Origin of the sequence: Streptomyces sp. NPDC006798 (assembly GCF_040635975.1) — a bacterium.
GTDB lineage: Bacteria > Actinomycetota > Actinomycetes > Streptomycetales > Streptomycetaceae > Streptomyces.
Genome location: NZ_JBEYIS010000007.1, coordinates 146,063 through 165,599, shown reverse-complemented (window position 1 = coordinate 165,599; position 19,537 = coordinate 146,063). Strand labels below are relative to the sequence as shown.

The window sequence follows — 19,537 nt, the reverse complement described above, 5'->3', positions numbered from 1 at the left end:
CGGGGACGGGCCCGCGCGGTCAGATCCGGTCGACCAGATCCGCGATGGAGTCCACGATCGTCGACGGCCGGAACGGGTAGCGGTTGATGTCGGCGGGGGTCGTGACGCCGGTGAGGACCAGGAAGGTCTCCATCCCCGCCTCCAGACCGGCGAGGACGTCCGTGTCCATCCGGTCGCCGATCATGGCGCTGGTCTCGGAGTGGGCCCCGATCGCGTTCAGCCCGGTCCGCATCATCAGCGGATTCGGCTTCCCCGCGAAGTAGGGGTCCTTGCCGGTGGCCTTGGTGATCAGCGCGGCCACCGAGCCCGCCGCCGGGAGCGGGCCCTCGGTGGAGGGACCGGTCTCGTCGGGGTTGGTGCAGATGAACCGGGCGCCGCCGTTGATCAGCCGGATCGCCTTGGTCAGCGCCTCGAAGGAGTACGTCCGGGTCTCGCCCAGGACCACGTAGTCGGGGTCGTGGTCGGTGAGGACGTACCCGATGTCGTGCAGCGCCGTGGTCAGTCCGGCCTCGCCGATGACGTACGCCGTGCCGCCGGGCCGCTGGTCGTCCAGGAACCGGGCGGTGGCCAGCGCCGACGTCCAGATGTTCTGCACCGGGACGTCAAGACCCATCCGGTCGAGCCGGGCGTGCAGGTCACGGGCGGTGTAGATGGAGTTGTTGGTGAGCACCAGGAACGGCTTGCCGGTGTCCCGGAGCTTGCGGATGAAGGCGTCGGCGCCCGGGATCGGCACGCCTTCATGGATCAGGACACCGTCCATGTCGGTCAGCCAGGATTCGATCGGCTTGCGCTCTGCCATCAAGGGGGCTCCTGCCGTGCGTGGGGTACGGATCGGTCCCGGACCCCGCTCCGGCCGGGTGGCTCGGTGGGTGTCCGCGTCCCGTACGCGATGTGCGGGGTGCCGGAGGCACGGCCCTGTGGCACCCCGACACGGACAGCCTAGTCAGGCCGGGCCCCGGTGATCGAGCCCTGACCAGCGACGGATGTCTCCGACCGCTCCGTACCCGGGCCCCGCCGCCCCTTGGACTCGCCGTCAGCCGCGGGTCCGGCGCAGGCACCGGGAGATCAGGACGAGGGCCCCGCCCCCGGCCAGGACCATGCCGAGGGCGGCGGCCAGCCGGAGGGTGGAGCCGGTGCCCGTGGTGGCGAGTTCGTCCCGGGTGACGGTGGCCCCGGGCCCCCGGTCCTCCAGTACGGCGAACCGGTAGTCGCCGGACTCCCCGACCCAGTCGCCGTCGTCGCCGCGCCGCTGGACCACGGCCGCGTTGACGGTGACCTGGTTGGGCGGGGTCTCGCCGGTGAGCGCCAGCCGGACCCGTACGGTGACGGCCGACCGCGCGCCCACGGTGAAGCCGCCGCCCCGGGCCCGCTGGGTGCCGAGTACGCCGACGACCTCGTCCTCCCCGCTGGTCTCCAGCTGCGCGCCGCGCCAGCGGGCGGCCCCGGGGTCGTAGAACTCCAGCACCATCCGGTCCGGGGTCAGCCCCCGGTCGCGGGCGGCGAAGACGAGGACCGGATGGACCTCGCGGCACTCCCGCCCGGTGGTGTTGGTCAGCTCCACGCCCCAGGACTCGAAGCCGCCCCCGGGGTGGTGGACGTCGGGCGCGCCGACGATCCGGGTGCCGATGGGGAACGCGCCGCCGGACGGGCTGCCGCAGCCGACGGGCAGCCGGGCGCCGCCGGGGACCGCGGCAAGGGCGGGCCCGGCCGGGCCGAGGGCTCGTACGACACCGCGTACGGGCCCGGCCGGGGTCGTAGTCCGGGGACGGCCCCGGTCGGCGGCGGGGAGTCGGGGCGATGGCGGCGGTGCGGACCAGGCCGGGGCACCGGCGAGGCCGGGACCCGACCGGGCGACGGAACCGGACCGGACCGCCGATCCTGGGCCCGATCCCTCCGGTCCCGCCCCGGCGACCGGGTTCGCCGGCTGTCGGGTCGTCCCGGCCGGGGCAGGCGGGGCGGCCGGTCCCGGCTCGGGGATGACCGGGGAGGTTGCCGGGAGCCTCGCCGGGGCGGCTTCCGGACCGGCCGCCGCCGGGGTTTCCCGGACGGCTGTCGGCGCGGCAGCGAAGGCGGTCGGGGGCACGGTCAGGGCGACGGCCGCGACCGTGGTCGCGGCGACGACGGCGAAGGCGATGGGCGGTCGCATGTCGATCGTTGGCCTTTGCGCTCGAAGGGGGCCTGTCCCCGCCCGGCCGCGCCGCCCCCGGGGAGGGGACGGTACGAGAGGCGGATCCGGCCTCGGCCCCGACGATGGCACGCCCGCCCCGGAACGGGCCGACGCCACGAGCCGCCCCGGCGCGACGGCCCGGCGATTCCGCCCCTTCAGCGTATTGTCCGACTTTCGTACGGGCCTGGGGGCAGCCGTGCCGACGCGCGCCGTGCCCGTACCGCCGTGCCCCTACGCCTCCGGGGCCTTCAGCCCGCCGCGCCGCCGAAGAGGGGGGCGAGGACGAGTTCCGCCGCGCCCCTGGCGATCAGATGGGGGCCGCCGTTCGCGAGGGCGGCCGGGATCCCGGACCGGAGCGCCGCCTCCCGTACGAACACCTCGCGCGCGCCGTCCTCCTCGACGATCCGCCCGCCCAGCAGAACCCGGTCGATGTCGAGCAGCGCCACCAGGTTCGCCGCGCCCGCGCCCAGGATCCGGGCCGCCGCCGGGAGGTCGCCGCGCGCCACGGCGGCCAGGCAGAGCGCCTCGATGCAGCCGCGCCGCCCGCAGCGGCAGGGCGGGGTGTCGGCCCCGAGCTGGATCACCTGGTGGCCGAACTCCCCGGCCCCGGTCCGCCCGCCCCGGTACACGGCGCCGCCCAGGACCAGACCGGCGCCGAGCCCCGTGCCCAGGTGCAGATAGGCGAACGACTCCCCCGGCGGTATGCCCGGTACGAGACCGAGGGCGCCCGCGTTGGTGTCCTTGTCGAGGACGACGGGCATCGCCAGCCGGGTGGCGACCGCGTCCCGGACGGGATAGCCGTCCCACTCGGGGAAGCCGGTGATCCGGAGCGTGACCCCGGCCGCGTGGTCCAGCGGCCCGGGCATCGCGACCCCGGTACCGAGCAGATGTCCGGGCTCCTCGGCCGCCAGCAGCGCCTCGACCTCCCCGGCCGCGGCCTCCACGACCGCCGGGGCCCCGGCACCGAGATCCAGCGGGGCGGTACGGGCGGCGACCACGGTGCCGTACAGATCGACCAGCACGGCGGTCACCTCGTCCCGGTCGATCCGGAGCCCGACGGCGTGCCGCGCCCCGGGGACCAGCCGCAGCACGGTCCGCGGCTTGCCCCCGGTCGAGGCGCGCCGCCCGGCCTCGGCGACCAGGCCGTCGGCGCGCAGCCGGGCGACGATCTTGCTCACGGCCTGTGGGGTGAGCCCGGTCCGCCGGGCCAGTCCGAGCCTGCTGACGCCGTGCTCGCGGGCGTCCCGGAGGTGGGCGAGGAGCAGGGCCGTGTTGTGTCCGCGCAGTACGGGCAGATTGGCCCCGCAGCCCGCCGTCCCGGCCGGTCCGGCTGTTCCGGTCGGCCCGGTCGGACCCGGCAGGGTCGCGCTCCGCCCGCCCGGCTCGGATCCCGCTCCCCCGCCCGTACGGGTACCGGTCTCCGTTGCCGTACGGGTAGGGCCGCCGGAGGCCGGGTACTCGGGGCCCGCGGAGGACATGTCCGGCTCCGGCCGGCCGCCGTCCGCGGGGTCCGGCGCGGCCCCGGTCTCGTCGCTGTCGTCTCGCACGCCCCCCATTCTGACGTCCGCTTGCGCTTAGGCAACAGCGTTGCTTAAGTGACGCCATGACTGGTAACGGCGTTCCCCGCGGTACCGACGGCCCTCTCGCCGTCGCACTGGTCGGCTACGGCGTGGCGGGTTCCGTCTTCCACGCGCCGCTGATCGCCGCCGTCGACGGACTCGTCCTCGATACGGTCGTCACCTCCAGCGGGACCCGCCGCGACCAGGCGACGGCCGAGTTCCCCGGGGTACGGCTCGCCTCCTCGGCCGACGAGCTGTGGGGCCGCGCCGACGAGCTGGACCTGGTGGTGATCGCGTCCCCCAACCGGACGCATGTCCCGCTGGCGACGGCCGCCCTGCGGGCCGGGCTCCCGGTCGTCGTCGACAAACCGCTCGCCGCGACCGCCGCCGAGGCCCGGGAACTGGCGGCGCTGGCGGCGGACCGCGGCCTGCTGCTGTCGGTCTTCAACAACCGCCGCTGGGACGGCGACTTCCTGACCCTGGCCCGGCTGGTGGCCAGTGGTGAGCTGGGGGTCGTCCAGCGGTTCGAGTCACGGTTCGAGCGGTGGCGGCCGCGGCCGAAGGGCGGCTGGCGGGAGTCGGGCGATCCGCAGGAGATCGGCGGACTGCTGTACGACCTGGGCAGCCATGTGGTCGACCAGGCGCTGACCCTGTTCGGGCCGGTGGTCCGGGTGTACGCGGAGGCCGACGTACGGCGGGTGGGCGCCGAGGCCGACGACGACACGTTCTTCGCCCTCACCCACGCGAACGGTGTCCGTTCCCATCTCTGGGTCAGCTCGACCGCTGCCCTGCTCGGCCCCCGCTTCCGGGTCCTCGGCTCCCGGGCGGGCTTTGTGAGCTACGGGCTCGACCCCCAGGAGGCGGCGCTGCGGGCGGGGCGGCGGCCGGGCGGCGGGGAGCCGTGGGGCGTGGTGGACGAGGCCCTGTGGGGCCGGATCGGGGCCGGGGAGTCGCCGCCGGCCGGCGGGGGCGAGCCGGTCCCGTCCGTACCGGGGGACTATCCCGCCTACTACGAACTGGTGGCCCGCGCGCTGCGGGAGGGCACACCGCCGCCGGTCACCGCCGAGCAGGCGGCGCTGACCCTGGCCATCCTGGAAGCGGCCCGTCTTTCCGCCCGCGAGGGCATCACCGTGGAGGTACCGTCCGAATGAGCCCCGCCGCCCCGTCCGGCCAGCCGCCCGCGAGCCCCGCGCCCCAGCCGTCCGCGCCCCGGCCGGGGCCGGGGGCCGCCCCGGCGGTGGCCGACCTGGCGGCGCAGGAGCGGCGGCTGGTGCTGGACCGGTTCACCCACGCGGACGCGTGGGCGCTGGGCACACTGCTGGTCGAGATGGCCCGGCTGCGGAACGCGCCGGTGGCGATCGACATCCGCCGGGGCGGCCAGCAGCTCTTCCACGCGGCGCTGCCGGGTTCCAGCCCGGACGACGACCGGTGGATCGACCGCAAGCGGCGGGTGGTGGAGCGGTTCGGGGAGAGCAGTCTGCTGGTGGGCGCCCGGTACCGGGCACGGGGCACGGACTTCGACACGGCGGCCCGGCTCGACCGGAACCGGTACGCGGCGCACGGCGGCTCGTTCCCGCTGGCGGTGACGGGGGCGGGGGTGATCGGCGCGGTCACCGTCTCGGGCCTGGCGCAGACGGACGATCACGCGCTGGTGGTGGAGGCGCTGGAACGGTTCCTGGCGACGACCCGGACGCCGTCGGGGGTATGAGGGGCGTACGGCTCCGGAGCCGTACGCCCGCCCCACCGGCCGCCGGGAGACTCGAAGGCGCGAGCGGGGCTCAGGCGTCCGCGAAGGTCTGCCGCTGCCGCCCGAGGCCGTCGATCTCGGCCTCGACCACATCGCCCGCCCGCAGATAGCGGGGCTCCGGCTGCCCGGCGGCGACCCCGGCGGGCGTCCCGGTGTTGATCACATCACCCGGGTGGAGGGTCATGAACCGGCTGACGTACCGGACCACGTCCGCGACCGGGAAGATCTGGTCGGCGGTGGTGCCGTCCTGCTTCGGCTCGCCGTTGACCCGGAGCCGGAGCCGGAGTGCCTGGGGATCCGGTATCTCGTCCCGGGTGACCAGCCACGGGCCGAGCGGATTGAAGGTCTCGCAGTTCTTGCCCTTGTCCCAGGTGCCGCCGCGCTCCAGCTGGAAGGCGCGTTCGGAGACGTCGTGCGCGACGGCGTAACCGGCGACGTACGCCAGCGGGTCCTCGTCGTCGCCGAGGTAACGGGCGGTCCGGCCGATCACGACGGCGAGTTCGACCTCCCAGTCGGTCTTGGTGGAGCCGCGCGGTACGAGAACGGTGTCGTACGCGCCGACGACCGTGTCCGGCGCCTTCAGAAAGAGGACGGGCTCGGCGGGCGGCTCGGCACCGGTCTCGGCGGCGTGGTCGCGGTAGTTCAGCCCGACACAGACGATCTTGCCGATCCGGGCGACCGGCGGTCCGATGCGTACCCCGCTCGCCGCCGACGCGTCGAGTACGGGCAGGACGCCCGCGCCCGCGGCGGCCCGGATCCGGTCGAGGGTGAAGGTGTCGGCGAGCAGCCGGCCGTCGATGTCGTCGACGAGTCCGGTCAGATCGCGCAGGGTCGTACCGTCCTGATCCAGCAGGGCGGGCCGTTCGGCGCCCGGCGCGCCGATCCGCAGCAGTCTCATCCGTCGCTCCCCTACTCCCCTTGACTCCCGGCTCCCGGTCACCGCGTTCGGCCGCCCGGTCGGGCGACGACGGGCGACGGTGACCGTCGTCGGGCCTTCGGAGGACCGGACTCCCCCGATCCTCCGGAATGCCCGGCCTCTCCGCAAGTGCCTGTCATCCCGCGCGTCCGGCACCGCGGCACCGGAACCGCGAGGTCAGAGCGGCTGCGCCAGGGCGCCCGCCGTCGGCATGTCGCGGTAGAGGAGGACGCGTTCGACGGCGCTCCAGGTCGTACTGGTGACGATGTAGAGCGCGGCGGCGAGCGGCACGACGGCCACCGTGATCAGGGTCGCGAAGGAGAGCAGCGGCATGACCTTCATCATCGGCGCCATCGCCGCCGCGCCGGGAGTGGTGGGGTCGATCGCCGGGGCGTCGGCCATCTGACGCCGCGTACGCCGGTAGTTGAAGACGGCGACGCCCAGCACGATCGCGAAGAGGACGAGATAGACGACGCCCGCGCCACCGGCGACACCGCCCGCGTCGAGGGCGTCGGTCCAGCGGTCCCCGAGGGGCGCGGCGAAGAGGGTGTGGGCGAGCAGCGCGTTGGGTTCGCCGCCGATCGAGCCGCTGGAGAAGAGGTGGTAGAGGAGGAAGAACGCGGGGATCTGGAGCAGGCTCGGCAGACAGCCGGAGAGCGGCGACGCCTTCTCCTTGGCGTACAGCTCCAGCAGGGCCTTCTGGAGCCGCTCGGGGTTCTTGCCGTGCTTCTTCCGCAGTTCGGCGACGCGGGGCGCGAGCCGGGCGTTGGCCTTCTGGCCGCGGGCGGCGGCCCGGGAGAGGGGGTGGACGGCGAGCCGGACGAGGGCCGTGAAGAGGATGATCGCGGCGGCGGTCGCGGAGCCGTGGAAGAGGGGTTCGAGGAGGTCGGCGAGGCGCTCGACCAGCTGGGCGAAGACGGACAAGGGGAGCCCTCCGAGGGGTCTCGTACAGCCGGATGTGTCGGAATACGCGAGACACACGGCGGATACGGAGGGCCTGCCGGAACGCCTTCTTGTGCGTTCTGCCGAGTTCTTCGCCCTATCCGGCCACCGCGCGGAGGGCGCGGCCGGGGGCTCGGGGCCGGGTGCGGCCCCGGGCGTCGGGGTCGCGTTGCGGCAGGAAGGCGGTACGCCGCTCCCGGTCGCGGATGGCGGTACGGACCCGGGTCCTGGGCACCGGGGGCGCGCACCGGGCGCTGATCACGGCACTGAGGACGAGCGCGGAGCCCGCGGCACCGGTCGCGGTGGCGGCGAGCGCGAGGGCGGCGAGGAACCCGCCGCCGGAACCGGCGCTGCTGTCGGCGACGAGGACCTCGAAGGCCGTGACGGCGACGACGAGGGCGAGGAGGAGCGCGCGGACCAGGCGGGCGGTACGGCTCGCGGCGTCGGTGGCCGTCATCCCCGTCCCCCTCCCGTTTTCGGCGCGTACCGGTGTACGCCGGTTCCAGAGTACCCGGCCCCTCTGAGCCGACCACGTCCCGCCGGGCCCGGCCGCCGCAGTACGGTGTCATCCATGCGCCCCGACACGCCTGCCGCACATATCTCCGAAGCCGAGCGTCTGCTGCGCACCGCGTCGCAGTACCCCGAGGACCACGAGCCCCTGCTGCTGCGCGCCGCGGCCCATCTCGAACTGGCCGGCGACCGCGAACGCGCCTCCACCCTCTACGACCAGCTGCTCGCCGCCGACCCCGAACACCCCCTGGCGGTCAAGGCGCTCCAGGCCGCGAACCTGTGGGAGTACGGCCACGAGGCCGAGGCCCGGACCCTGATCGCGGGCGTCCGCGCGGCCTCCCCCGCCGACCCGGCCCCGTGGGAGACCATCGCCGAGACGCTGGAGTCCCACGACGAACTGGAGGAGTCGCACGCCTGCTTCACGGAGGGCGTCCGGCTGCTGCTGCCCCCCGGCGACGACGACGTCCCCTACGGCGTCCGCCCCCTGCTCACCGGCCGCCACCGGGTCCGCCGCCTGCTCGGCCGCCCGCACGACGACTGGGACCGCCTCGCCGACAAGGTCCACACGGCCCGCTCCCCGATCTCCCTCGACGAACTCCACGACCCCAACCGCCTGTGGGCCCTGGGCTCCGACAACCCCGCGGAACTCCGCGCCGAGATCGCCCGCCTCCGCTCCGAACTGGGCTCCTACCGCTCGGCGCTCTCCCGCCCCTTCCCGGTCGCGGTCCTCCACTGGCCGGCGGCGGAACTCACCGAACTCCTCACCGCGTACCCCGCCCTCGCCGCCGAGTACCCCTCGCACCCGGCCCACCTGACCGCCATCGAAGCGGCCCTCCGCGAACTGGCGTCCACGGGCACCGAGAACCTGGGCATCGTGACGGCCACGGTCCCCTCCTACGAGGCGTTCGCGGCCTCGGAACAGTCCTCCCCGGCGAACCCGTCCCTGCTCCCCCAGTACGCCACCACCCTCGCCTCCCGCGGCCGCGCCCTCCCCTGGCCGCCCTCGAAGGGCGCCCCGTGCTGGTGCGGGTCGGCGGAGGCGTACCGTGAGTGTCACGGGGGCGGGAGCTGATTCCGGTACGCCTCATCCGGCGGCGCCCGGCCCGGTTCCCGAGACTGCGGATCCGGGCTGGCCCGCGGGCCGGTGCCGGTACGCTCCGTCCCCATGGCCGAACACCCGGGGGACCCCGTACTGCCGCTTGATCTGTCAGCGGCCACCCATGTGTCGTCGCTCGCCGCCGCCCGGCGGCCCGACTCCGCGTTCGATGACGTCATCGGCGCCTTCCCGCCCGGAGAGGAGTGCGCGGCGGCCTTCGGGTGGGTCCTCCGGCAGTCCATCGACGAGGTGCTCGACGGCCAGCGCACCGGCCGGTTCGACGTCGATGACCTGGAGAAGACCGAGAAGACCTATCTCGGGACCAAGGTCGAGATCATCGCCCGTGACCACTTCGGCTGGGAACGCGGTCAGCGCGGGCGGATGGACTATCTGATAGCGGGCCATGAGGTGGACTCCAAGTTCACCAGCGGCGGCAACTGGACGATCCCGGCGGAAGCGGTCGGGCATATCTGTCTGCTGGTGAAGGCGGACGATCACCGGTCCAGCTTCCAGGTGGGTCTGGTCCGGATCCATGAGGACCTCCTGAACGCGGGGCGCAATCGCGACGGCAAGAGGTCCCTGTCCGCGATCGGGCGGCAGGCGGTCCACTGGCTGGTCAGGGACGGCCGGCTCCCGCCGAATATCCTGCTGAGCCTGGCGCCGCACGAGCGGGACGCGATCTTCCATCCGCCGGCCACAGGCCGCCGGAGGTCCGGCAGCGGTCAGGCCAGGACCAACGCCCTCTTCCGCCGGGTACGGGGCCGGCTGGTGGACCGGAACACCGTCCTCACCGTCGCCCGGCAGGACGACGGGCCCAAGCGGGTCAGGGATGCCCGGATCGATCTCCGCCCCGAGGGGATCATGGTCCTGGGCCATCAGAACCAGCACCCCCGGATCGCCCGCGCCCTTGATCTGCCCGTCCCGGACAAGGGATCGTGGATAGCGGTGAAGGTACGACGGCTGGCCCCGGGCGAGGAGAGCGGGCGGCCCGCCGTAGAGATCGGCACCGGTTGGTACACGGTGTGGTCGGAGGGAGATCCCGCACCCGAGGCTCCGGAGAGTTACTGAGCGCCATGACCGAGGAGCGGAAGAAGGACACCCCCTGGGAGGCCCCGGCGGGCTCCTGGGCGTCGTCCGCCGCCCGGCGGCGGAATATGCAGGCCATCCGGAGCCGTGACACCAAACCCGAGACGCTGCTCCGCCGCCTGGTGCACGCGCAGGGCCTGCGCTACCGGGTGAGCGCACGGCCCCTGCCCGACCTGCGGCGGACCGCCGATCTGGTGTTCCGGCCGGTGAAGGTCGCGGTCTTTGTCGACGGCTGCTACTGGCACGGCTGCCCCCGAGCACTATGTGGCGCCGCGGACGAATTCCGGCTACTGGTCCGAGAAGGTCGCGGGAAATGTCAGACGTGACCGCGATACGGACCAGCGGCTGAGGGAAGCGGGCTGGCTGGTGCTCCGCTTCTGGGAGCATGAATCACCGGACGAGTGCGCCGCCATGGTCCGCGGTGTCGTCCTCAAACGCCGGAAAGGCGGGCTGGAAGGGGATAGTGGTATCGAGGTCTGAGGGGTCTCCCTCAGGTTCGAATCCGGGATCAGGGTCGTCGTGCAGCGGTCCGGTACGGGCGAGGGCGTCCTTGATGGCCTCGCCCACCGCCGCGGCCACCGGTGGCGGAAAAGCGTTGCCGACCTGCCGATAACGCGCTGTCTTGCCGCCGGAGAAAATCCAGTCCTCGGGAAAGCCCTGAATGATCGCGGCCTGCGCGACGGTCAGCTTGGGGCCTCGTCCGATTTTTCCCAGATCACGGTCCGAGTCGACCATCTTGTCCTCGTCATTGGCGACACCCATGGCGTCGACGCCCAGCCGCTCCCAGGCTCGCTTCGCCCTGGTGGGGCCGAGGTCTGCACCGCCATGCCGCTTGGAACCGCCCACCAGGGTGGGGGCGACGGTCCCGTTCTTCACCTCGCGCTCCCATTGCTGGTAGAGCTCGGATTCCCGGCCGCCCAGGCGCCTGGCCATCGAATTCTCCAGCGCCGCGAAAACCGTCTTGATCTTCTTCTGCGGGACCGGCCAGTCAAAACCGCGGTAGCAGTCCTCGCGGATCGCGACCAGGATGGCCCGGGGCCGCAGCTGGGGCACCCCGAAGTCCCCGGCCTCCAGCACCCGCCAGCCGCAGATCACATAGCCGGCCTTCCGCAGGCGGTTCTTGATCTGATTGCGGTAGTAGCGGAACTTGACCTCGGGCTCCACCAGGCCCCGGACGTTCTCGATCATCACCGCACGGGGCCGCAGCTCCTCGACCAGACCCAGCATCTCCGGGAAGAGGTCGCGGTCATCGTCCATGCCGAGCTGCTTGCCCGCGACGGAGAAAGGCGGGCAGGGGACTCCGCCGGCCAGCAGATCCAGCCGCCCCGGCGCCAGGAGATACTTCTCCTTCTCCGCCGCGCCGCCCTCCTCACGGAGTCTGCGCAGGGCCTCGTCATCCGAGAATTCCCGATGTGTCCGGTCGTCCAGATCGGGGTTGAGGATATGTCCGATCGGCTGGAATTTCTTGACGTCTCCCTCAAGGACGCGGCATTTCTTCCGCTCCCAGGCCCAGTCACGCCGCGTGCGGATGTTCTCCCGCAGAGACTCCGCCGCATGCGGATCGACCTCCACCAGCGCGAGATGCCGGAAGCCAGCCCGATGAAGACCCAGGGCCTGGCCGCCGGCACCAGCGCAGATCTCAATCGAGGTCAGCTCGCGGCTGCCGGTGCTCATGGAATCCCCTTGGTGCGGTGACGACGACACGCAAGTGTCGCATCCCGCACCGACAAGGAAGCACAAGACCCGACAGCCGCCGCCCCGCGCCTCAGCTCTTCATCAGCGCTTCCAACCGCATCTCCAGCACCTCGCGCGAGGCCGCGGGAAGCTGCCGGTAGAGCCCCCAGACCTTCTCCGCGTCACTCAGCGGGCGGGTGTCGACCTTCATCCATGCCAGGAGGTCCTTCTTATGGCGGTTGGGAAGCTCCCTCATCCGGTCCCAGACCTGCTCCGGGGTCATCTGCACCCCCGTGAGGTGCTTCACCGTCTCGTTGCAGCGGGCACACTCGGTGATCAGGTCCTCGGGGCGGGAACCAGTACCCGACTTGTGAGGATTGACATGGCCGAGCGTGAGCCGGGCGTGCGTTCCCGGGTCGTCGGCGTACTCCTCCGCCGCGGCGATACCGCACCGGCGGCACATATGCCCGTCCCGCTCATAGACGAAGCGCCTCGTCTTGGCACTGATCTGCCGCAGCCCCGCCGCGCGGTGCGCCGGGTCCCATACCGGCTGTCCGATCTTCTCCAGGCACAGCTCATCGGGCTGGAGGCTCGGCTTGTCGCGGTACGTCTGGATCAGCCAGCCCGCCGGACGGAGATCCCGCATCCTGCGGTCGACCTGCTCCGTCCCCCTGATCGCCGCACGCATCTCCTGCTTGGAGAAGGTGCCACCCTCTCCGACTACGTCCCTCAGCCACAGCGCCACCCGGACCCGGGCACCCAGGGACTCATCACACCAGCTCAGCTCGTCATAGCTCACACGCTCAACCCATCGCTCAACTTCTGAGAGGGATTCCCCCTTCGAGTGAAAGATTAGCTTGCCGCCACTTGCCGCGGCAAGTGGCGGCAAGCTGGATTCTGTCCTGACGACCCACTGGAAGGCATGGCATGAATCCTGGTATCTCCACAGTCGGCCCCACGATCGGCCCTCTCTCCTGCGTCGAGGTCTGCGCCGGCGCCGGCGGGCAGGCGATCGGGCTGGAGCGGGGCGGCTTCGCCCATCACCGCCTGGTCGAACTGGACGATGACGCCTGCGCGACACTCAGCGTCAACCGGCCGGAGTGGACGGTGCTCCGGGCCGATATCAGGCGGATGGAACCGGATGAACTGGCCCTCGCGCAGGACCGGCTGGACCTGTTCGCGGCCGGGGTTCCCTGCCCGCCGTTCTCCCTCGCCGGGCGGCAGCTGGGCCCGGGCGACGACCGCGACCTGTTCCCCTCGGCGATCCGCCTGGTCGCCGCGCTCCGCCCCCGGGCGGTCCTGCTGGAGAATGTGAAGGGGCTGCTCCAGGCGAAGTTCAGCGGCTACCGCGAAGCTATCCTGCGCCGTCTGGCCGAGCTCGGCTACCAGGCCGAGTGGACACTCTTACGCGCCTGCGACTTCGGCGTCCCCCAACTCAGGCCACGGGCCGTCCTGGTCGCGCTGGAGCCGTCGGCGTTCCAGCGGTTCCGGTGGCCGGCGCCGGCCACCGGGGCGCCACCGACCGTCGGCGAGACCCTGCGTGATTCCATGGGCGTCCAGGGCTGGCGGCTCGCCGACATCTGGGCCCGGCAGGCCGGCCGGATCGCCCCGACCCTGTGTGGCGGCTCCCGCAAGCACGGAGGGCCCGATCTCGGGCCCTCACGGGCGCGCGCGGCCTGGGCGGAGATGGGCGTGAACGGCTCCAGTGTCGCCATGGCTCCCCCGGGCCCGGACGATCCGCTTCCGGTCCGGCTCACGGCCGGTCAACTGGCGCTGCTACAGGGCTTCCCGCCCGGCTGGACCTTCGCCGGGGGCAAGACATCCATCTGCCGTCAGATCGGTAACGCGTTCCCGCCGCCAGTGGCCGAGGCGCTCGGTGACCGGATCCGGCGGGCCCTGAGTCCCGGCCTGATCTGAGGTCGCCGGAACGGCCGGGGACAAGCCTCCAGACAAGCCCCATGAGCCACCCTCGCCCCCTCCACCCCAACCGACTACCCAAACCCGGCGAACCCGCTATGACCAGGACTCTTTACATCACGACTCGGCATCATCTGTCGTCACTTTCCCCCGTTTCCCCGTCCGGAACGCCATGCTCAGCCCACTCGGATCGGTTCTGTCTGTCTTGGGGTGCACATGTCGCCGATATATGCGCGTGGGCGCATCGCTCTAACCACTGCCGGACTTGTCGCCGTGCTGGGAGCGGTGGTCGGTTGTGGAGTGGAAACGGCTGGAAAGGAGAGCTCGGAGCCGGGAAGTACGGGAGTGGGGACCTCCGAGGCGTCCCCGACGGGTTCCGGGCAGGGGACTCTGTTGCTGCGTGATGACGACGGGGCGGCCGTCACCGGCGAGGAGATGGTGGTCAAGGTGTTGGAGAACGACGCCGTGACCCTGGCCGACGGGACCGGGAAGACGCTGGTCCAGGCACATGCGGACGGGAAGGTGGAGATCACCGTCGAGAGCGGGCCCGGGAGCGGGCGGGCGACGGTGACGGACGGGGCGATCGTTTATACGTCGAACCCGGAGTACGAGGGTCAGGACGTGATCAATTACCGGGTGACCTTCAAGGGCGGCAAGGAGCCCGTTTCCGCGAGTGCGGCGCTGCGGATCGCGGTGGCGCCCGCCGGATAGCGGTGGACGTCCGCGCCTACGGCCCCGGAGCCGTAGGCGCGTACCGGGCGGGTCAGCCGCCCAGGGCGTGGGCGACCGTGTAGATCAGCAGGCCCGCCAGCGCGCCGACCACCGTGCCGTTGATCCGGATGAACTGGAGGTCGCGGCCGATATGGGCCTCGATCTTGCGGGAGGTGTGTTCGGCGTCCCAGCTCGCCACCGTCTCGGAGATCAGCGATGTGATCTCGCCTCGGTACGTGGTCACCACATAGACCGCCGCGTCCTCGACCCAGCCGTCCAGCTTGCCCTGGAGGCGCTCGTCCGTGGCCAGCCGGGCGCCCAGGCCGAGCAGGGAGGCCCGGGCCCGGAGCCGTAGCTCGCTCCGGTCGTCCTCGGCGGCGGAGATGACCATCGCGCGGACCGAGGACCACGCGGACGCGATCACGTCCTGGACCTCGGACCGCGACAGCAGGTCCGACTTCATCCGCTCCACCCGCGCCCGGGTGTCCGTGTCCGACTGGAGGTCGGCCGCGAAGTCGGTCAGGAAGCGGTCGATCGCGCCGCGGGCCGGGTGGTCCGGGACGTCCCGCATCTCGGTGAGGTAGCGCAGCAGCTCGCGGTAGACCCGTTCGCCGACCTTCCGGTCGACGAAACGGGGGGTCCAGCCGGGTGCCCCGCCCTCGACCGAGTCCATGACCATGTCCGCGTGTTCGACCAGCCAGTCGTGGGCCCGGCCGCAGATCAGGTCGACGGCCCGGTGGTGGGCGCCGTCCGTGACCACCTTCTCCAGGGTCTTGCCGACCCCGGGGGCGATCTCCACGGCGTTCGCCCTGCGGGTGATCGCCTCGCCGACGACGGCCTGGACGTCGGAGTCCCGCAGGACCGTCAGCGCCCCGCGGAGCGCCGTGGACAGCTCGGCCGTCACCCGGTCGGCGTTAGCCGGTTCGGAGAGCCAGGTGCCCAGCCTGCGGCCGATGCCGAGGGCCCGCAGCCGGCCTCTTACGACGTCCTCGGAGAGGAAGTTCTCGCCGACGAACGAGCCCAGCGACGCGCCGAGCTGGTCCTTCTTGTGGGGGATGATCGCGGTGTGCGGGATCGGGATGCCGAGGGGGTGGCGGAAGAGCGCCGTCACCGCGAACCAGTCGGCGAGCGCGCCGACCATGCCCGCCTCCGCCGCGGCGGCCACATAGCCCGCCCAGGGGCCCGCGCCCGCGTTCTCCGCCCAGGTCGCCAGGGCGAAGACCAGGGCGACGAAGAGCAGCAGCCCGGTCGCCATCGCCTTCATCCGGCGGACGCCCCGCTGCTTCTCGGCGTCGGCCTCCGTGTACGTGAACGAGGGCAGGCCCGAGCGGGGGCCGCCCGCCGCCTTGGCCTTGCCCCTACCCCTACCCGTACCCGGGCCGGTGTCCGTGCCCGGGGCCTTCGGGTCCCGTGAATTCTCCGGGTGCTCCCGGTCCGTGCTGTTCATCCTGCTCCACCCGTCCGCGCGCACCCCGTACGCATTGTCCCTGTATCAGGGACTCCCGGGGCGCAGCCGGAGTTCCCGTGGCTCGCCGGGCGCGGGCCCGGGGCGGGGAATCAGCCCAGCTGGCGGTTGTCGTCGCCCTTGTCGAGCCGGCCGCCCCGGTGGCGGAGGTGGTCGCGTTCGGCCTTGAGGCGGAGCCGGTCGGCCTTGGTGCGCTTGCGGCGGACTCCGACCCCGCCCATCAGGGCCAGGCCGAGGATCCGGACGCGGGGGGCCGAGGGGTCGGGGGCACCCTCCTCGCCGCCGCCCTCCTCCCCGAAGCCGCCCATCAGGCCGACGCCGTTGACCTCGACATTCAGCTCCGGCGGCACGATGACGTCGATTCCGCCCATGATCGCCCAGCAGCGGATCACGACCTCGCGGTCCTCGAAGTGGGCCTCGCGGAGGTCCAGCTCGCCGCCGCCCATCACGGCGAAGGCGTTGAAGGACCTGGGGACGGTCCAGCGGCCCTTGCGGCCGAAGCCGCCCCAGACCGCGATCGCCAGTTTGGAGGTGGCGACGCCGCCGATCCGGTCGCTCCAGCGCTGGGGCGATCCGGTGGGCGCGCCGGCCGGGGACGCCGGGGCGTCGCCGGTCACCGGCAGATCGCTGACGATCGGTTCCAGTTCGCCGTGGGTGCGGGCCTTGTAGGTCGCGTCGAGGCGTTCCTCGAACTCCTCCATGGTGAGCCGGCCCTCGGCCACCGCATCGCGGAGCCGTTCGGCGATCCGTTCGCGTTCGGTGTCGGAGGCCCGCATCTCAGGGAGTTCACTCATACGGGAAAGGATAGTCAGCCGGAAGTCAGGTGCCCGGGCGATCCGCGTACATCCTGGCGATGACGGCCTCGATGTCCGGTTCGCGGATCGACAGATCCATCACCGGGTACGCGGCCGCCACCTCGGCGACCAGCGGGGCGGCGGACGTTCCGGCGGGGAAGGCCAGCCACTGCCGGGGGCCCTCGACCCGCACCGTACGGGCGGAATCCAGTTCCAGCGGCGGCAGCTCGCGCTCCAGGTCGACGACGAGGATCCGCTCGCTGCCGCCGATGTCGTGGAGGCCGCCGAGCGGGCCGTCGTACATCAGCCTGCCGTGGTCGATGACCATCACCCGACTGCACAGTTGTTCGATGTCGGTGAGGTCGTGGGTGGTGAGCAGGACGGTGACGGCGCGTTCGGCGTTGAGGTCGCGGAGGAATTCCCGGACCTTCGCCTTGGAGACGACGTCGAGGCCGATGGTGGGCTCGTCGAGGTAGAGCACCTCGGGGTCGTGGAGCAGGGCCGCCGCGATGTCGCCGCGCATCCGCTGGCCGAGGGAGAGCTGGCGGACCGGTACGTCCAGCAGTTCACCGAGGTCGAGCAGTTCGACGCAGCGGTCGAGGTTCTCGCGGTAGCGCCGGTCGGGGATCCGGTACATCCGGTGGACCAGACGGTACGAGTCCCGGAGCGGCAGGTCCCACCAGAGGGTGGTCCGCTGGCCGAAGACGACCCCGATCCGGCGGGCCAGCCTGGCCCGTTCGCGGGAGGGGTCGATGCCGGCGACCCGGACCCGGCCGCCGCTGGGGGTGAGGATGCCGGTGAGCATCTTGATGGTGGTGGACTTCCCGGCGCCGTTGGGGCCGATATAGCCGACCATCTCGCCGCGCGGGACCCGGAAGGAGATCCCGTCCACGGCTTCGACCCGGTGTTTCTCCCGGCGCAGCGGTCCGGTTTTGCGGCGGACGTCGAAGAACTTCTCGACGTCGGTGAGTTCGATGACGGTATCGGTGCCGGGCGCGTCACCGGCCCGGGTCGCGGTGTCGGTCGTGGCCATGGTCAGCTCCCTGTGCTGCGGTAGGTACGGAGGCCCGCGCGCCACGCCAGTCCGGCCAGGGCGCAGCAGCCCGCCGCGACCAGCGGCGGGGCGAAGGCGAACCACTGCGGTACGCCGACCGGGTAGGGCCGCCCCATGATGTAGAGGCCGGGGAGCCAGCTGACGAAGGCGAGGGGGACGACGAAGGTCACCCCTCGGACCAGGTCCCGGGCGAAGACCGTGGGCGGGTACTGGACCATGGTGATCCCGCCGTAGGTGAAGGAGTTCTGGATCTCGGCGGCGTCCTGGGCCCAGAACTGGAACGCGGCCCCGGCCACGAAGAGCGCCCCGAAGATCGCCGCGCCGCTGAGCACGGCGACCGGCAGCAGCAGCGCCTTCAGCGGGGTCCAGGCCACGTCCACCGAGGCGAGTCCGTAGCCGAGGACGACCAGGCCCTGGGTGACCCGGCCGAGTCGGCGCAGGGCGAAGCGGTCGGCGGCGAGCTGGGCGAGTACGGGGACGGGGCGGACCAGGAAGCTGTCGAGGGTGCCGTCCCGCACCCGCCGTCCCAGCCGGTCGGTGGAGCCGAGGAGGAGGTCGGTGAGGCCGAAGCCGGTGGAGGCGATGCCGTAGAGGAGGGCGATCTCGCCGAGTGTGTAGCCGCCGAGCGTGTCGATGTGCGAGAACATCAGCATCACGGCGACGAAGTCGAAGACGCTGAAGGCGAAGCTGGTGACCAGGGCCATCGCGAAGGAGGCCCGGTAGGCCAGGGTGGAGCGGATCCACATGGCGGTGATCAGTCCGTACGCGCGCAGCCCGGCCAGCGGGCCCGAGGGGTCGTACGTATCCTCCGGCGGCGGCCCGGGGGCGGGCCTGGGCGCGGGGAGCGCCGGAACACCGGGGGTGCCGGGAGTGCCGGAAGTGCCGGAAGTGCCGTCAAGGTGTTCAGCCACCCTGGACCACCACCCGGCGGGTCGCCGCCGTCTGGAGCAGCCGTCCGGCCGTCAGCAGAACGATCGCCCACCCGGCCTGGAAGGCGTACGCCTCGATCAGTCCGGTGCCGGTCCTGACGCCGAGCAGGACGTCGGCGGGGATCTGGAGGTACGACGACCAGGGCAGCGCCCGGGCGATCTCACCGAGGACCCCGGGGAAGACGTTCAGCGGTAGCAGCATCCCGGAGAAGAACATCCCGGCCAGCGCGCTGAGCTGGGTGACCCCGGTACCGTCCAGCAGCCAGAACGCGGAGAGCGCGATCAGGTAGCGGAGGGCGAAGCTGACGATCAGGCCGAGGAGGACGGCGAGCAGGAACGCGGCCCAGGTCAGCGGCGACGACGGCAGGGCCAGGTCGAAGACGAGGGCGCCGATGGCGACCGGGACGACGCCCCGGCCGAGCAGATGGAAGCAGGCCCGGCCGAGGTCGGCGGCGAGCCAGAACGCCTGGAGGTCGGCGGGCCGGTAGAGGTCGACGGCGATGTCGCCGGTTCTGATCCGTTCGATCAGTTCGTTCTCGAAGCCTCCGCCCATCATGGCGCAGGCCGCCAGCAGCGCCTGGCCGAGCCAGACGTAGGTGAGGGCCTGTTCGATGCCGTAGCCGCCGAGCTGGGGCCGCTGGTCCCAGAGGGCGATATAGGTGTAGGCGATGATGAAACCGAAGACGGTGTTGGTGAAGACGCCCGCCACGGTCGCCATCCGATAGGCCGCGTACCGGCGGAATCCGCCGACCGCCACGACTCCGTACAGCCGCACCCGCGTTTCCCTCCCCTGTCGCGTCTCGTTGTGTCCGGTGGCGGCCTTCGCGGGCTGGGAACCGCGGCGCCGCGTCGTGCCGTTGCCGCCGGGTGCCGGGGGCTCCCGGATCGCCGGGCGCCGCGGGCGGCCCGGGGGCCGAAGCGCAGGAGCCTAGTACGGGCCCGTGTCCGGCGCGACCCGTTTTCCCCGGCT

The 19,537-nt window shown here is 72.4% G+C and carries 19 protein-coding genes and 1 pseudogene; 7 read left to right on the top strand and 13 right to left on the bottom strand.

Translation table 11 applies throughout. From position 1 onward, the window contains the following. Positions 1-19: 19 nt before the first annotated feature. From ABZ714_RS07045 to ABZ714_RS07035, 3 genes are all read right to left on the bottom strand, one after another. Entirely contained in the window at positions 20-799 is a 780-nt protein-coding gene (locus tag ABZ714_RS07045; protein WP_358824109.1) for an HAD-IIA family hydrolase, read from the bottom strand. A gap of 234 nt (positions 800-1,033) precedes the next feature. After that, on the bottom strand, positions 1,034-2,146 hold the full coding sequence (locus ABZ714_RS07040) for a hypothetical protein (RefSeq protein WP_358824108.1): 1,113 nt from the start codon (positions 2,144-2,146) through the stop codon (positions 1,034-1,036). Between the two features lie 269 nt (positions 2,147-2,415). Next, a complete protein-coding gene (locus tag ABZ714_RS07035) occupies positions 2,416-3,714 on the bottom strand; it encodes an ROK family transcriptional regulator (protein WP_358824107.1) in 1,299 nt (432 codons plus the stop codon). Positions 3,715-3,770: 56 nt separating this feature from the next. On the opposite strand from ABZ714_RS07035, the gene ABZ714_RS07030 reads away from it, so the two are divergent. Both ABZ714_RS07030 and ABZ714_RS07025 read left to right on the top strand, forming a co-directional pair. Further along, on the top strand, positions 3,771-4,877 hold the full coding sequence (locus ABZ714_RS07030) for a Gfo/Idh/MocA family oxidoreductase (RefSeq protein ID WP_358824106.1): 1,107 nt from the start codon (positions 3,771-3,773) through the stop codon (positions 4,875-4,877). Next, positions 4,874-5,434 (top strand): heme-degrading domain-containing protein, encoded by a 561-nt coding sequence (locus ABZ714_RS07025; protein ID WP_358824105.1) that lies wholly within the window; start codon positions 4,874-4,876, stop codon positions 5,432-5,434. Before ABZ714_RS07030 ends, ABZ714_RS07025 begins: the two co-directional genes overlap by 4 nt. 70 nt (positions 5,435-5,504) lie before the next feature. Here the strand turns inward: ABZ714_RS07025 and ABZ714_RS07020 are convergent, their stop codons facing one another. From ABZ714_RS07020 to ABZ714_RS07010, 3 genes are all read right to left on the bottom strand, one after another. Next, complete coding sequence (locus ABZ714_RS07020; RefSeq protein ID WP_358824104.1) at positions 5,505-6,371, bottom strand: fumarylacetoacetate hydrolase family protein; 867 nt, start codon at positions 6,369-6,371, stop codon at positions 5,505-5,507. 195 nt (positions 6,372-6,566) lie between these two features. After that, positions 6,567-7,313 (bottom strand): YidC/Oxa1 family membrane protein insertase, encoded by a 747-nt coding sequence (locus tag ABZ714_RS07015; protein WP_358824103.1) that lies wholly within the window; start codon positions 7,311-7,313, stop codon positions 6,567-6,569. Positions 7,314-7,428: 115 nt separating this feature from the next. Next, positions 7,429-7,788 carry a DUF6412 domain-containing protein gene (locus ABZ714_RS07010; RefSeq protein WP_358824102.1) on the bottom strand — a complete coding sequence of 120 codons (360 nt, stop codon included), beginning with the start codon at positions 7,786-7,788 and terminating at the stop codon, positions 7,429-7,431. A gap of 114 nt (positions 7,789-7,902) precedes the next feature. Here ABZ714_RS07010 and ABZ714_RS07005 point away from each other — a divergent pair, with 114 nt between their 5' ends. From ABZ714_RS07005 to ABZ714_RS06995, 3 genes and pseudogenes are all read left to right on the top strand, one after another. Beyond that, positions 7,903-8,913, top strand: coding sequence for an SEC-C metal-binding domain-containing protein (locus tag ABZ714_RS07005; protein ID WP_358824101.1), 1,011 nt, complete (start codon positions 7,903-7,905; stop codon positions 8,911-8,913). Positions 8,914-9,006: 93 nt separating this feature from the next. Further along, positions 9,007-10,005, top strand: coding sequence for a NaeI family type II restriction endonuclease (locus ABZ714_RS07000; RefSeq protein WP_358824100.1), 999 nt, complete (start codon positions 9,007-9,009; stop codon positions 10,003-10,005). An 86-nt stretch (positions 10,006-10,091) separates the two neighbouring features. Further along, positions 10,092-10,503 (top strand): annotated as a pseudogene (locus tag ABZ714_RS06995) (very short patch repair endonuclease). Here the strand turns inward: ABZ714_RS06995 and dcm (ABZ714_RS06990) are convergent. Together dcm (ABZ714_RS06990) and ABZ714_RS06985 are read right to left on the bottom strand one after the other, a co-directional pair. Continuing rightward, positions 10,414-11,697, bottom strand: coding sequence for a DNA (cytosine-5-)-methyltransferase (gene dcm, locus ABZ714_RS06990; RefSeq protein WP_358824099.1), 1,284 nt, complete (start codon positions 11,695-11,697; stop codon positions 10,414-10,416). The pseudogene ABZ714_RS06995 and the gene dcm (ABZ714_RS06990) overlap by 90 nt on opposite strands. Positions 11,698-11,788: 91 nt before the next feature. Then, the gene (locus ABZ714_RS06985) at positions 11,789-12,496 is read right to left on the bottom strand and encodes an HNH endonuclease (protein ID WP_358824098.1); all 708 of its coding nucleotides are present in this window, start codon (positions 12,494-12,496) and stop codon (positions 11,789-11,791) included. 128 nt (positions 12,497-12,624) lie between these two features. Between ABZ714_RS06985 and dcm (ABZ714_RS06980) the strand changes: the two genes are divergently transcribed. Then, positions 12,625-13,614, top strand: a complete 990-nt coding sequence (dcm, locus tag ABZ714_RS06980) for a DNA (cytosine-5-)-methyltransferase (RefSeq protein WP_358824097.1) — start codon at positions 12,625-12,627, stop codon at positions 13,612-13,614. Between the two features lie 393 nt (positions 13,615-14,007). Continuing rightward, positions 14,008-14,325, top strand: coding sequence for an Ig-like domain-containing protein (locus ABZ714_RS06975; protein ID WP_358824096.1), 318 nt, complete (start codon positions 14,008-14,010; stop codon positions 14,323-14,325). A gap of 52 nt (positions 14,326-14,377) precedes the next feature. Here the strand turns inward: ABZ714_RS06975 and ABZ714_RS06970 are convergent, their stop codons facing one another. The 5 genes from ABZ714_RS06970 to ABZ714_RS06950 form a co-directional block, all read right to left on the bottom strand. Beyond that, a complete protein-coding gene (locus tag ABZ714_RS06970) occupies positions 14,378-15,772 on the bottom strand; it encodes a DUF445 domain-containing protein (protein WP_358824095.1) in 1,395 nt (464 codons plus the stop codon). A 110-nt stretch (positions 15,773-15,882) separates the two neighbouring features. Continuing rightward, positions 15,883-16,566 carry a DUF1707 domain-containing protein gene (locus tag ABZ714_RS06965; RefSeq protein WP_358824156.1) on the bottom strand — a complete coding sequence of 228 codons (684 nt, stop codon included), beginning with the start codon at positions 16,564-16,566 and terminating at the stop codon, positions 15,883-15,885. 43 nt (positions 16,567-16,609) lie between these two features. Then, positions 16,610-17,617 carry an ATP-binding cassette domain-containing protein gene (locus ABZ714_RS06960; protein ID WP_358824094.1) on the bottom strand — a complete coding sequence of 336 codons (1,008 nt, stop codon included), beginning with the start codon at positions 17,615-17,617 and terminating at the stop codon, positions 16,610-16,612. A gap of 2 nt (positions 17,618-17,619) precedes the next feature. Then, positions 17,620-18,420, bottom strand: coding sequence for an ABC transporter permease (locus tag ABZ714_RS06955; protein WP_358824155.1), 801 nt, complete (start codon positions 18,418-18,420; stop codon positions 17,620-17,622). 121 nt (positions 18,421-18,541) lie between these two features. Beyond that, positions 18,542-19,342: an ABC-2 family transporter protein gene (locus tag ABZ714_RS06950; protein WP_358824093.1), complete on the bottom strand. Its 801-nt coding sequence runs from the start codon at positions 19,340-19,342 to the stop codon at positions 18,542-18,544. Between the last annotated feature and the right edge of the window lie 195 nt (positions 19,343-19,537).

Bases quoted from the DNA above. Each gene is read 5' to 3' on its own strand.
- ABZ714_RS07045 (WP_358824109.1), bottom strand. From the start codon at position 799: ATGGCAGAGCGCAAGCCGATCGAATCCTGGCTGACCGACATGGACGGT.
- ABZ714_RS07040 (WP_358824108.1), bottom strand. From the start codon at position 2,146: ATGCGACCGCCCATCGCCTTCGCCGTCGTCGCCGCGACCACGGTCGCG.
- ABZ714_RS07000 (WP_358824100.1), top strand. From the start codon at position 9,007: ATGGCCGAACACCCGGGGGACCCCGTACTGCCGCTTGATCTGTCAGCG.
- ABZ714_RS06960 (WP_358824094.1), bottom strand. From the start codon at position 17,617: ATGGCCACGACCGACACCGCGACCCGGGCCGGTGACGCGCCCGGCACC.
- ABZ714_RS07010 (WP_358824102.1), bottom strand. From the start codon at position 7,788: ATGACGGCCACCGACGCCGCGAGCCGTACCGCCCGCCTGGTCCGCGCG.
- ABZ714_RS06965 (WP_358824156.1), bottom strand. From the start codon at position 16,566: ATGCGGGCCTCCGACACCGAACGCGAACGGATCGCCGAACGGCTCCGC.
- ABZ714_RS07030 (WP_358824106.1), top strand. From the start codon at position 3,771: ATGACTGGTAACGGCGTTCCCCGCGGTACCGACGGCCCTCTCGCCGTC.
- ABZ714_RS06970 (WP_358824095.1), bottom strand. From the start codon at position 15,772: ATGAACAGCACGGACCGGGAGCACCCGGAGAATTCACGGGACCCGAAG.
- ABZ714_RS07025 (WP_358824105.1), top strand. From the start codon at position 4,874: ATGAGCCCCGCCGCCCCGTCCGGCCAGCCGCCCGCGAGCCCCGCGCCC.
- dcm (WP_358824097.1), top strand. From the start codon at position 12,625: ATGAATCCTGGTATCTCCACAGTCGGCCCCACGATCGGCCCTCTCTCC.
- dcm (WP_358824099.1), bottom strand. From the start codon at position 11,697: ATGAGCACCGGCAGCCGCGAGCTGACCTCGATTGAGATCTGCGCTGGT.
- ABZ714_RS07005 (WP_358824101.1), top strand. From the start codon at position 7,903: ATGCGCCCCGACACGCCTGCCGCACATATCTCCGAAGCCGAGCGTCTG.
- ABZ714_RS07020 (WP_358824104.1), bottom strand. From the start codon at position 6,371: ATGAGACTGCTGCGGATCGGCGCGCCGGGCGCCGAACGGCCCGCCCTG.